Here is an 11540-nt window from a genome sequence, read left to right as displayed (position 1 = left end):
CCCCCTCCGCCCCGGCGAAGCCCGCGCGCACCGCGGACCCGCAGTACCTCATCCTGACCGGCGGCTCGCCCTTCTTGCGCGCCATCGGCTCCGTGCGCCGCCCGGACGGTGAAACGCTGCCGGGCTTCGCCAACCTGGCCGTGACCAAGATGTCCGCGGCCTCGCTGCCCACCGAACCGGGCTCGTACGAGTTCCGCTTCCAGGCCAGCAACGGCACCGGCGACTTCAAGCTCGCGCAGCGCAGCGAGACCGGCGCCCCACGCAACGTGCGCGACTTCGAGATGGCGTCCTCGGGCGGCTTCCAGCTCTACCGCTTCACCATTCCCTGAAGCCCCCTCACGGCGGCAGGAACCGCGACATCAACGCGAGCCCCGGCGCCTCCAGGGGCACGCGCCCCCGCAGCGCGGAGAACAGCGACCAGCCGTGGTCCGCGAGGATGACCACGGCCGCGTCCGCCGCGATGCTGAGCCCCATGAAGCCCACGTAGCCCCCCATCACCGACGAGCGCCACACCACGTCCTTCCCTCGCACCTGGGAGACATTCCATCCCAGGCCGCGCTGGAAGGACCCGGCCTTCACCCGGGGCGCCTGCATCCGGTACAGGGCCTTCGTGAAGGACGTCTCGCCCCGCCCCAGGTTCGTCTCCAGGAAGCGCATCACGTCCCCCACCGTGGAGTGCATCGCGCCGCCGCCCGGGAGCGCCGGGAAGGTCCACGGCGGCACGGGCTTGCCTTTCGCGGTGTGGCCCTGCAACAGGCGCGGGGCCAGCTCCTCCGTGACGCGCGCCGTGGTGTCCACGAGCCCCATGGGCTTGCAGAGCACGTCCCGCATCAGGTGCCCGTAGTTCAGCGCCATGCGCCGGGAGAGCGCGTGGCCGAGCACGCCCATGCCCAGGAAGGACTCGGACGACGGGTGCGGCGGGGGCTGCCGGGGGTGGTAGTTGCGCAGGAACTCGCCGAACAGGCTCGCGGAGTAGTGCCCGAACGGGTCGTCCGGATTCGCGGGCGCCACGCCCAGGTTCGGCGGCAGGTGCGGCAACCCGGAGGTGTGCGTCGCCAGCTGCTCCAGAGTGATGCGCTGCGCGACCTCGTCGTTCAAGAGCGACGCGGGAATCATGTTCCCGAGGGGCTCGTCGAGCCGCACGTCCCCCCGCTCCGCCATCACCGACAGGAGCGCCGCCGTGAAGACCTCCGTGAGCGCCCCCAGGGAGAAGAGGGCGTCCGTGGCCGGAGGCGTCCCCTTGCCCCGGAGCCCCTCGACGTGCAGCGCGCCCCGCCACGTCATCGCCGCGCACACGGAGGCAGTCGGGTAGCCGCGCAGGTAGGACCGCAGCTCCGCGTGGAGGAGGTCGGAAGGGTTCGACATGGAGTGGCGCTTTACGGGCCCGCCGCCCGGTGAGGCAAGCCTTCCGGATGCGGTTCTGTCAGGCATCACCGTGCGAGCCCTGGGACACCGGCTGGTGACGACGCCGGAGCAATACGCCTCCGCGCACCCTAGCCCCCTCGGTGGGGAGGCAGGCTTCCTCCACGAGGAGCCGGTGCTACCGTGCGCGGCCATGAAGGACTCCGTCCGTGCACACCGGGGGCTGCGCAACCGCATCGCCGCCCTCCTCCTCGTGGGACTCACCGCGTGCGGCGGCTGCCAGAAGACGGACGCCGAGCGCGCCGCGAAGGAACGCGCGGAGATTGATCAACGGCTCCGTGACTCCGTCGCGCTCGTGCCCTACCGCGCGCTCAAGCTCACCGTGCGCGCGGACGGGGACCCCAAGGCCCCGGAGGAGGTGGCCATGCTCTGGAAGGCACTCGCCGAAACGCGCGCGCTGCCGGACAAGCCCATCACCGACGAAGCGACGCGCGCGGCGGCCCGCACGTACCTGGACCTGGGCATCGCTTTCTACAAGGCGCGCAAGACGCTCCAGACGCGCGACGAGGACGAGTTCCCCCTGCTGTGGAACCGATGGGCCTCCGGCGAGACCCTGCCCCTGCCGTCCTACGACGCGGGCCAGGAGCACGCCTATCTCGCCGCGGTCCTGCTGGCGCTGGACGCCGCGGAGAAGTCCGACCGCATCCCCGCCACGGAGCTCGCCTTCTACGAACTGTCGCGCGCCACGCCCACCCCTGAATGGCCCGCGCCCCTGCGCGCCGCGGTCCAGGCGAGCCGGGGCGTCGCCTTCTGCCAGGCGGGCTACCACTACGCCGCCGAGGAGGAGCTGACCGCCTTCCTTACCGAGGCGGAGCGCATTCCACCCGAAGACTTCCCCGCCCTCCAGCACAGCACGCCCGCGCAGTCGCGGGAGGCGGCGCTCGCGGCCGGGCACTTCCTGCGCGCCTGGAACCGCATGGGCCTGAAGCGCGAACGCGCCGCCGAGGACGACATCGAGCAGGGGCTGCGCTCGCTCCAGACGCTGGGCGTGGAGAACGAGCTGACGTGGTGGGGCTGGGCCTTCATCCACACCCGGCGCGGACGCTACGAAGAGGCGGCGGCGTCCCTGGACAAGCTCGCGGCCAGCCCCTACCTGGAGGAGACAGAACGGCGCGAGGTGCACGACAACGCGGAGGCCCTGCGCAAGCACGGGGACAGCCTGCCGCTGTTCCAGCAGACCCGCGCGACGGTGCTCCTGGGCCGGACGCTGCTGGCGCGCGCAGGAGGCCTGGAGCACGTGCTCACCGTGCTGCTGGGCCCGGAGCGGGCGAAGCAGCTCTACGCCCCGCTCGTCTGGATGGACCGGGTGCGCCAGCGCACGGCGGCGCTCTCCGCCGAGCAGGTGGCCCAGGGCGCGGGCGAGACGCTCGACCGCGCGCGTGAAGCGGGCAACCGCGGCTGGAAGGCCCTCCAGGAGCGCCTGGACAAGACCACCGCCCAGGACACCCCTCCGTGATGCCAGGGTGAATCGCAGGACTCTTCCGGTATATTTCGTTTTCCAACTTAAACCCGGAGGAGTCTGATGAAGCGTCTCCTGTTCGTTGCGATGGCGGTGCTGGGCCTGCAGACGGTGGCGTGTGGCGGACCGATGGAGGCGGAGGACGCGCTCCAGCCCCAGGAAGGGTCCGAGGTCACGGCCATGGCCGTCTGCACGGCGTCGTGTCCTGGCGGGACGTCGGTGTCCTGCTCGGGCAACCACTGCGAGGCCGTGGAGGGCCAGGCGGTGATGTGCGACGGCCAGTGGAAGAACTGTCCCTCGCCTACGACCGTGTCCTTCTTCTGCGAGTCGACGAACTCGGCCGTGAGCTGCACGGGCTTCAACGCCTACACGCTGCAGCCCCTGAGCTCCAAGGTGTGCGGCGGCGTTTCGTGCAATGGCGTGGACACGTACTGCCCGGCCTTCACCGACGCGCGCGAGTGCTTCTGAGTCGTCACGGAGCCGCCGCTTCGCCCAGCGCCTTCACGGGGTAGTGCCCCGGGGAGGCGCGGAAGCGGCGCTCCAACCCGCCGGGCTCGAGCACGCCCCGTTCGAACAGGCCCAGCAGGAAGGCCTCGTACGTCCCCGCGCGTGAAGGGCCCGCGCGCTTCAGCTCCTCGTAGAGGACGAAGGCCAGGACGTGCAGGCCGTCATCGTGGCCGCGGAAGAACTCCGCCCCTGTGAGCGACCGGCCCTCCCTGTTGCGCAGCAGGCCCTCCCGCTCGCTGACGTAGACGTCGATGGCCTCCGCGCAGTCCTCCTCCGTCAGGCCGCGCGCCGTGGTGTAGCCGAACGCGGGGTCATGCTCGCGCACCAGCCGCTGGAAGTAGGGGTCCGCCTCCAGCGCGGACAACTTCGCGTCCAGTTCTCCCTCGCGCGTGAACGGCGGATGCAGCAACTCATGCACCGCCGTCTTCACGGTGACGTCCGCGGGATAGGTCGCGTCCGTGAGGAAGTTCCACCCCGTCACCCGGATGCCGTGCGGCTTCGCGAACTTCAGGACGTGCGCGCTCAACGCCGCCACCTGGAGCTCCCTGCCCAGCACCGCTTCGTCCCAGCCCACCACGTCGTGCGGCGCCACCTTCGCCGCCAGCCCCGCGATGGCCTGTTCCACCTGAGGCAGGTACTCCGCCCGCCAGATGCGGGGGAACTCCACGCGCTCCAGGAACGCCAGCAGGACGCCCAGGTCCCCGCGCACGTCCTCCATCTCCGCGAAGCCGTCCTCCTTCCCATACGACGTGGCCAGGAAGTCCACGCGCATCCGGCTCCACGCGGCATCGTCCGCCACCGTCGCCGCCAGGTCCTCCACCGTGGTGGCCTCCGTCACGGAGAAGACCAGCGTCAGGAACGGCCCCACCATCTTGCCGCCCTGCTTCGCCATCCGCTCGGTGAGGTGCGCGAGCGCGGCCTGCTCCCTCGCCCCCAGCAGCGCGGAGAAGCGCTGGAACTCCGCCGGATGGAAGCGCGTGTAGAACGCGTCGCCTCGCAGCAGGTTCAACAGGCACAGCGCGTCGTACGACTCCGACGGACGCAGCACCCACTGCGTGCGTCCGGAGTCCACGCGGCGCACGGCCAACTCCGGAGCCGCCGGGACAGGCCGGGAACCCGCGCAGGCGGTCCACATCAGCGCCGAACACAGGAGCGCCACGGCGCGGCGGAAGGAATGCGATTGCAGAGTCATGGCCGGGAGATAGGACCGCCCGTGCCCTGCCGTCTTGGACGAAACCTACCGCGTGGAACCGGATGCACGTCCCGCCAGCCGCCGGTACTCCGCCGGGGTGAGGTGCAGGCGGCGGCGGAACTCGCGCGTCAGGTGGCTCTGGTCGCAGTAGCCCGCGTCGAGCGCGACGTCGCCCAGGGGCCGCTCCGTCTCGCGCAGCGCCCTGCCCGCGCGCTCCAGCCGCGACCGGCGCAGGTACTCCGCCGGGCTGCACCGCCAGGCCTGGCGAAAGGCCCGCCCCAACCGCTGCGGGCTCACCCCCGCCTCCCGAGCCAACGCCGCGAGCGTGGGCGGCGGCCCGCGCACCGCGTCCAGCAACTCCCGGACGCGCCCCAGCCACGCCGGAGGGCCCGAAGTCCGCACCGGCGCCGACGCGCGCACCGCCTCCGCCAGCATCTCCAGCGTCAGCCCTTCGATGGCCAACGCCGCCACGTCATCCGCGCGCCGGAACTCCTGGTACACGCGCGCCCCCAGCGTGGCCAGCCGCACCGACGTCAGGTCCACCCGCGGATCCAACCGCGCGACGAGCGCGCTCCGCGACCGCCAGGACGCCTCCGAGAAGTCGATGTTGAAGGTGCGCGTGCGCACGTCCCGGATGCGCTGCGCGTGCTCCAGCCCGGGCGCCTGGAAGGCGACCGAGCGGGCCGTGCACTCCCGCGCGCGGCCCTCCACCACGTCCGTGAAGCCCCCCTCCAGCGTGAGCCGGAAGCCGGCGTTCCGGTGTCCATGGGAAGGCAACCGGACGCCCGGTGCATACGTGCTCTCCGTGAGCACGAGCCCCTCCACCTCCACTCGCTGGAGGGGCGTGCCCAGGTAACGGCCGAAGTCGAGGACGGGTGCGGAGGTCACACCCCCTTTTTGCATCGGCCAGGGGTCCCATTGCATCCCGGGACGCCGATTCACCCCTTCCGAGCGCCAGCCAGCCAGGCGGCGGCAACCCTCGAACGTTGGCCGTGCACGTTCCAAGTCCCCAGCTTTGCTCCAAAGCCATTCTTCCCATCCAAGGAGCCACACCCGATGAAAGCCATCTGCTGGCATGGCCACGGCGACGTCCGTTACGAGTCCGCCCCCGACCCGAAGATTGAAGACCCTCGCGACGCCATCATCCGCGTCACCCGCACCGCCATCTGCGGCTCCGACCTGCACCTCCTGGACGGCTACATGCCGACCATGAAGAGCGGTGACGTCCTGGGCCACGAGTTCATGGGCGAGGTGATGGAGATTGGCTCCGGCGTTACGAAGCTCAAGAAGGGCGACCGGGTCATCGTCCCCTTCAACATCGCGTGCGGCGAGTGCTTCTTCTGCCAGAAGACCCTCTTCTCCCTCTGTGACCGCTCCAACCGCAACGCGGAGATGGCCGCGAAGGTGATGGGCTATTCGCCCTCCGGCCTCTTCGGCTACTCGCACATGCTGGGCGGCTTCTCCGGCGGTCAGGCGGAGTACGTGCGCGTGCCGTACGCGGACGTCGGTCCCCTCAAGATTCCGGACGGCCTCACCGAGGATCAGGTCCTCTTCCTCACCGACATCTTCCCCACCGGCTACATGGCGGCGGAGAACTGCGAGATGGAGAAGGGCGACACCGTGGCCGTGTGGGGCTGCGGTCCCGTGGGCCAGTTCGCCATCCAGAGCGCGTGGATGTTCGGCGCGGGCCGGGTCATCGCCATCGACCACGTGCCGGAGCGCCTGGCGCTCGCGAAGTCCTGGGGCAAGGCGGAGACCATCGACTTCACGAAGCAGGACGTCTACGAGACCCTCAAGGAGATGACCCGCGGCCGCGGCCCGGATCGCTGCATCGACTCCGTGGGCGCCGAGGCCCACGGCACCGGCAGCCTGGACGCCGTCATCGACAAGGCGAAGGCGGCGGTGAAGCTGGCCACGGACCGGCCGCACGCGCTGCGCCAGGCCATCCACTGCTGCCGCAAGGGCGGCAGCCTCTCCGTGCCCGGCGTCTACGTGGGCTTCCTGGACAAGGTCCCCATGGGCGCCTTCGTCAACAAGGGCCTGACCATGAAGTCGGGCCAGACGCACACGCACCGCTACACCCGGCCGCTGCTGGAGAAGATCCAATCCGGCGCCATCGACCCCACGCGCCTCATCACCCACCGCGCCCGGCTGGCTGACGCACCCGCCCTCTACAAGAAGTTCCGCGACAAGGAGGACGGCTGCATCAAGGTCGTGATGACGCCGTAGCCCGTCAGGCCTGCCCCGTCAGCCGGTAGTACGCGTGCGGGCGGCGCCAGCGGATGAAGGCGCGCGCCAGCGGGTTCATGCCCCAATGGATGGGCACCGGATCCACGACGAAGCCCAGCTCGTCCTTGAACTGTTCGAGCTGGGCCGCTTCACGGGCATGCAGTCCGCCCACCAGCGTCCGGGCCCCGAGCCTGCGGCAGAGCTGCGCGAACTCGTAGATGAGGCCGGTGGAGATGTTCGTCGGCAGCGCCCACGTCGCGTAGTAGGCGCTGAAGCCATACGCGACACCGTCCACGATGTAGCCGTCCAGGTAGCCGCCCAGCTTGTCGTCCACCATCCCCGCCAGCACGCACCAGTGGTCGGACGCGAAGTACTGCCGCAGGCCCTTGAGGTACTCGTCCAGCGTGGGGATCTTCTTGTGCTGCGTGCGCGTCAGCGCGTCCCGCACCACGGGATAGCCCTGCTCCAAGAGCAGCGACGGCCCCGTGAGCTGGACGATGCGCACCGTGCGTTGGCACTTGCGCAGCTTGCTGCGCCGGTTCGAGTTCAGCCGGCTCATGTCATAGGTGTCCAGGTCCTTCAGCCGCACCACGGGCACCTTGCCGGTGGCGACGTTCGCCGTCTCCGGCGTCAGCGCCGCGCGGTAGCCCCAGGCCAGCGGCGTGGGCGGCGTGGCCTCGTCCGGCGTCAGCCGCGCCAGCAGGTGCACCGGCTGGAAGAAGCCGGGCGCCCCCGACTGCTCCCAGTAGTGCCCCCGGTGGGAGATGACGCGAACGCCCTCTTCTCGTCGGCGCTCGGCGAGCTCCCGCTCCGTGAGACACGTGAAGCGGGCCTCCGCGACATCGCGGAGCTGGGGAAGTGACAGGACCATGGGAACCCCTCAGGCACACAAGAACGTCAGGAACGGGGCGCGCGGTAGGCGGGGAAGAAGTCCTCGCCCGCGTGCCCCTGGGACAGCTGTGCGTATGCCTCCGGGTCGCAGATGAGGTCATGCGTGTAGAATTGGGACATCGCGTTGGCGAAGCCGCGCTTGAACCGCTCGATGCCGTCACCCGGCCGGACGCCGCCACCCAGGTGGACGGAGGCATCCAGCTTCTCCGCCAGCTCCACCATCACCGGGAACTCGTTCTTCGCCGGTGAGTGCACCAGGTACGCGTCCGCCGTGCCGCCAATGAAGTTGTGCAGGAGCCCGTCGCTCAGCACCACCAGCGCGGAGGAGGCCACCGCCCCGTCCGGCGCGCGCGTCGTCACCAGCCACGCGAAGGGGCAGGTGAAGACCTCCTCGAACCAGTCCTCGCTGAAGTAGTACCGCTCCCCGGCCTGGTTGCGGTCCATGGTCTGCCGGTAGATGGACTTGAGCGCCTCGCGCTGCTCCTGCGTGGAGTCCTTCACCGGCACCGCCGCGCTGACGTAGCCGCGCCGGGCGTTGCGCCGGATGTCCGCGCCGTGGTCGCTGCGGAACTTCACCGGCAGCTTCGGGTCGATGAGACACACCTCCGTGCGCAGCCGGCCGCCCGCGAAGCAGTACGGCCCGCCAATGCGGTCGCGCAGGAAGATGCTGACCAGCTCCGTGCCCCGCCAGTCGATTCCGTCCACTGGCACCTCGGAGAGCCCGTTCAACTCCGCCCCGGGAAACCCATACGGAGAAACCGCGTCCCGGTAGTGCGTCCCTTCGATGGGCCGCACGATGAGCGGCACCCGGAGGGCCCGCCCCTCCCCATCCTCCACGATGAGGCTGTGCGTCACCCCTTCCGCGCGCAGGTGCTGCTCGGAGCGGAAGTAGTCAGACGAAACAGCGCGTTGGCCTCCGTCAGGGACGAGGACGGCTCTCCACGGTGCCACTGGATTCATGGGTTCCCCCCCGGGCGGAAACGAGCGGGCCCGACAACGCCCGAGACAGCCTGAGGGTATGTGAATGGATCCGGGGTCCGTCACCGCCCCCCGGGGTGCAGCGCGGATGTCCTGATTCCAGCGCTTCGCGCCACTCCAGCCCCCCAGGGCAGGGCATGTGTCACCTCGCCAGCGAGGCGTAGCGTCTTCCAGACATTTGGCATTGTTCGGGCTTACGCTCGCACGCTTCCTTCGGAAGATTGCCCGCCCATGAAACACGTCCTGTTGTTGGCCGCGGTGTCTTGCCTGAGCGCATGCGCCTGGGGCCCGGGAATGCAGATGGACGAGGATGCCTTCCGGGAGCGCTACGCGGGAAAGGCAGACGCTGGCGCGGACAGCGCCTACGAAATCCTCCCCATCGACGCGTCCCTCCTCAGCCACCAGATGGAGGAGCGCCGGCAGGCGCGGCCCGCGCCCCTGGTGGATCCGCTGGCGCGGGTGGCCACGGACTATGACTACCGGGTGACGCCACACGACGTGCTGAGCGTCATCGTGTGGGACCACCCGGAGCTCACCATCCCCGCCGGCGAGTTCCGCCCCGCGGAGGCCGTAGGCAATCCCGTGGCGGCGGACGGGACCATGTTCTACCCCCACGTGGGCAACCTCCCCGTGGCGGGCAAGACGCTGCGGGAGATCCGGGAGCTGCTCACGCAGCGGCTGGCGAACGTCATCGAGAAGCCCCAGCTGGACGTGCGCGTGGTGGGCTTCCGCGGCCAGAAGGTCCAGGTGACGGGCGAGGTGGTGGCCCCCGGCACCCTGCCCGTCACCGACGTGCCCCTGCGCGTGCAGGACGCCATCGCCCAGGCGAAAGGCTTCTCCACGGAGGCGGACCTGCGCGCCGTCACCCTCAGCCGGGGCGGCACCACCTTCACGCTCGACCTGCAGGCCCTCTACGAACAGGGGGACGTGAGCCAGAACTGGCTGCTCCAGGACGGCGACATCGTCAACGTGGCGGACCGCAGCCGCAACAAGGTCTTCGTGCTGGGCGAGGTCCGAAAACCGTCCTCGCGCGTGATGGTGAAGGGACGGATGACGCTGGCGGAAGCCATTGGCGACACCGAGGGCTTCGACCCGCTCACCTCCAACCCGGGCCGCGTGTATGTCATCCGCGGCAGCTTCGAGCGGCCCTACATCTTCAAGCTGGACGCGAAGTCACCGGACGCGCTGCTGCTGGCGACTCAGTTCCAATTACAACCTCGCGACGTCATCTTCGTCTCCGCGCACGACTTGACGCGCTGGAATCGCATCATCCAGCAAATCCAGCCAACAGTTCAGCTGCTCTGGCAGGCAGTGGATATCGGAGACAGAACCATCATCATCGACAACCCATGACGAGCACCCCCGAACGCGTGACGCCGCCCCGCCCAGGCCCCGGCACGCAGGATGATGAGTTGGGATTGGGCAGGTATCTGGCCATCCTGGGGGAGCGCCGCGGCACCATCGCGGCGTCCGTCGCCCTGGCCCTGGCCCTGGGCGGGCTGTACCTGCTCACCACGACGCCGGTGTACCGGGCCAATGCCATCCTGCGCATCGAGCAGAAGAGCAGCAGCCTGGGACAGCTGGACGAGCTGATTCCAGACGTGCCCAGCCAGGCGGCCCCTGAGATGGAGGTCCTGGGCTCCAGGGCCCTCCTGGGGCGCGTGGCGGACGCGCTGCACCTGGGCGTGAGCGTGGAGCCCCGCTACTTCCCGGTGGTGGGCGCGGCCCATGCCCGGGCGCACCCGGGCCCGGACCTGGCGGCGGTGCCGTGGTGGGGCGGGGCCTCGTACGCCTGGGGCGGGGAGACGCTCCAGGTGGAGCGGCTGAACGTGCCCGCGGAGTGGGAGGACCTGCCGCTCACGCTCGTGGCGAAGGCGGACGGCGCGTACACGCTGTGGGGCCCGGAGGGCCGCGTCGTGCTCAACGGCACCGTGGGCACCGGCGCCCAGACGGAAGCGCGCGCGCCGCACGAGGTGGAGCTGTTCGTCACCGAGCTGCACGCCCGGCCTGGGACGCGCTTCCAGGTGATGCGCCGCTCGAAGCTCGCGGTGGTGGAGGAGCTGCAGCGCACGCTGCGCATGGGGGAGAAGGGCGCCGGCACGGGCGTGCTCAACCTGACCCTGGACGGGCCCGACCCGGTGATGGCCACCACCACGCTCCAGGCCATCGCGGACACGTACGTGCGCTCCAACGTGGAGCGCCGCAGCGACGACGCGGGCCGCACGCTGTCGTTCCTGGACAGCCAGCTGCCCGGCCTGCGCCAGGGCCTGGAGCAGGCGGAGGCCGCGCTGCGCGACTACCGCGCCGGCAAGGGCGGCGTGGACCTGGGGCTGGAGGTGCAGGCCGTCCTCAACCGGAGCGCGGACCTGGACAAGGACATCTCCACGCTCGCCATGGAGCGCTCGGAGCTGCGCCAGCGCTTCACCGAGCACCACCCGCTGCTCCTGGCCACGGAGCGCAAGCTGGCGCGCCTGCGCACGGAGCGCACCGCGCTGGACACCCGGCTCAAGGGCATCCCGGACGCGGAGCGGGTGTCCGCCCAGCTCACGCGCGACGTGAAGGTGGCCAACGAGCTGTACCTCCAGCTGAACAACAAGGCCCAGGAGTACCGGGTGCTCAAGTCGAGCACCATCACCAACGCGCGCATCATCGACGTGCCCGTGGTGACGCGCCTGCCCGTGCGCCCCGCGAAGCCGGACGTGTTCGCGGTCAGCGTGGTGCTGGGGCTGGCGTTCGGCGTCGCGCTGGCCTTCGCGAGCAAGTCACTGCACCCGGGCGTCACCGACCCCGCGGCCCTGGAGTCCGCGCTCGCGGTGCCCGTCCTCGCCAGCGTCCCCACCGGCCCCCGCCGCGCGACGTCCC

11 protein-coding genes are annotated in these 11540 nt (G+C 70.4%); 6 read left to right on the top strand and 5 right to left on the bottom strand.

The genetic code is table 11. The features are described from left to right. Positions 1-329: hypothetical protein (locus D7Y11_RS43575; protein ID WP_158642047.1), on the top strand; the 329-nt coding region annotated here is incomplete at its 5' end. A gap of 7 nt (positions 330-336) precedes the next feature. On the opposite strand, the gene D7Y11_RS38370 is transcribed toward D7Y11_RS43575, so the two are convergent. Beyond that, a complete protein-coding gene (locus D7Y11_RS38370) occupies positions 337-1365 on the bottom strand; it encodes a serine hydrolase (RefSeq protein ID WP_126936154.1) in 1029 nt (342 codons plus the stop codon). On the opposite strand from D7Y11_RS38370, the gene D7Y11_RS38365 reads away from it, so the two are divergent. Together D7Y11_RS38365 and D7Y11_RS38360 are read left to right on the top strand one after the other, a co-directional pair. Continuing rightward, complete coding sequence (locus D7Y11_RS38365; RefSeq protein WP_233607536.1) at positions 1364-2878, top strand: hypothetical protein; 1515 nt, start codon at positions 1364-1366, stop codon at positions 2876-2878. The two genes, D7Y11_RS38370 and D7Y11_RS38365, sit on opposite strands and share 2 nt — an antisense overlap. 66 nt (positions 2879-2944) lie before the next feature. Continuing rightward, complete coding sequence (locus tag D7Y11_RS38360) at positions 2945-3349, top strand: hypothetical protein (protein WP_126936153.1); 405 nt, start codon at positions 2945-2947, stop codon at positions 3347-3349. A gap of 4 nt (positions 3350-3353) precedes the next feature. Here D7Y11_RS38360 and D7Y11_RS38355 read toward each other — a convergent pair whose 3' ends face one another. After that, positions 3354-4469, bottom strand: a complete 1116-nt coding sequence (locus tag D7Y11_RS38355; RefSeq protein ID WP_233607535.1) for a hypothetical protein — start codon at positions 4467-4469, stop codon at positions 3354-3356. A gap of 156 nt (positions 4470-4625) precedes the next feature. Beyond that, on the bottom strand, positions 4626-5468 hold the full coding sequence (locus D7Y11_RS38350) for a helix-turn-helix transcriptional regulator (RefSeq protein ID WP_233607534.1): 843 nt from the start codon (positions 5466-5468) through the stop codon (positions 4626-4628). A gap of 168 nt (positions 5469-5636) precedes the next feature. Here D7Y11_RS38350 and D7Y11_RS38345 point away from each other — a divergent pair, with 168 nt between their 5' ends. After that, a complete protein-coding gene (locus D7Y11_RS38345; RefSeq protein ID WP_121755678.1) occupies positions 5637-6809 on the top strand; it encodes a zinc-dependent alcohol dehydrogenase in 1173 nt (390 codons plus the stop codon). A 4-nt stretch (positions 6810-6813) separates the two neighbouring features. Here the strand turns inward: D7Y11_RS38345 and D7Y11_RS38340 are convergent, their stop codons facing one another. Together D7Y11_RS38340 and D7Y11_RS38335 are read right to left on the bottom strand one after the other, a co-directional pair. Next, complete coding sequence (locus D7Y11_RS38340) at positions 6814-7680, bottom strand: hypothetical protein (protein WP_126936150.1); 867 nt, start codon at positions 7678-7680, stop codon at positions 6814-6816. Between the two features lie 26 nt (positions 7681-7706). Beyond that, a complete protein-coding gene (locus tag D7Y11_RS38335) occupies positions 7707-8660 on the bottom strand; it encodes a GNAT family N-acetyltransferase (RefSeq protein ID WP_120580593.1) in 954 nt (317 codons plus the stop codon). Between the two features lie 249 nt (positions 8661-8909). Here D7Y11_RS38335 and D7Y11_RS38330 point away from each other — a divergent pair, with 249 nt between their 5' ends. After that, the gene (locus D7Y11_RS38330; RefSeq protein WP_126936149.1) at positions 8910-10031 is read left to right on the top strand and encodes a polysaccharide export protein; all 1122 of its coding nucleotides are present in this window, start codon (positions 8910-8912) and stop codon (positions 10029-10031) included. Then, positions 10028-11540, top strand: a 1513-nt coding sequence (locus D7Y11_RS38325) for a GNVR domain-containing protein (protein WP_126936148.1), incomplete at its 3' end; no start/stop codon positions are given. The genes D7Y11_RS38330 and D7Y11_RS38325, both read left to right, overlap by 4 nt.

The organism is Corallococcus sp. AB018 (genome assembly GCF_003986945.1).
Classification (GTDB): Bacteria; Myxococcota; Myxococcia; order Myxococcales; family Myxococcaceae; genus Corallococcus; species Corallococcus exiguus.
This window is presented reverse-complemented; position numbering and strand designations above follow the sequence as displayed.

Bases quoted from the DNA above. Each gene is read 5' to 3' on its own strand.
- D7Y11_RS38365 (WP_233607536.1), top strand. From the start codon at position 1,364: ATGGAGTGGCGCTTTACGGGCCCGCCGCCCGGTGAGGCAAGCCTTCCG.
- D7Y11_RS38370 (WP_126936154.1), bottom strand. From the start codon at position 1,365: ATGTCGAACCCTTCCGACCTCCTCCACGCGGAGCTGCGGTCCTACCTG.
- D7Y11_RS38360 (WP_126936153.1), top strand. From the start codon at position 2,945: ATGAAGCGTCTCCTGTTCGTTGCGATGGCGGTGCTGGGCCTGCAGACG.
- D7Y11_RS38345 (WP_121755678.1), top strand. From the start codon at position 5,637: ATGAAAGCCATCTGCTGGCATGGCCACGGCGACGTCCGTTACGAGTCC.
- D7Y11_RS38340 (WP_126936150.1), bottom strand. From the start codon at position 7,680: ATGGTCCTGTCACTTCCCCAGCTCCGCGATGTCGCGGAGGCCCGCTTC.
- D7Y11_RS38335 (WP_120580593.1), bottom strand. From the start codon at position 8,660: ATGAATCCAGTGGCACCGTGGAGAGCCGTCCTCGTCCCTGACGGAGGC.
- D7Y11_RS38330 (WP_126936149.1), top strand. From the start codon at position 8,910: ATGAAACACGTCCTGTTGTTGGCCGCGGTGTCTTGCCTGAGCGCATGC.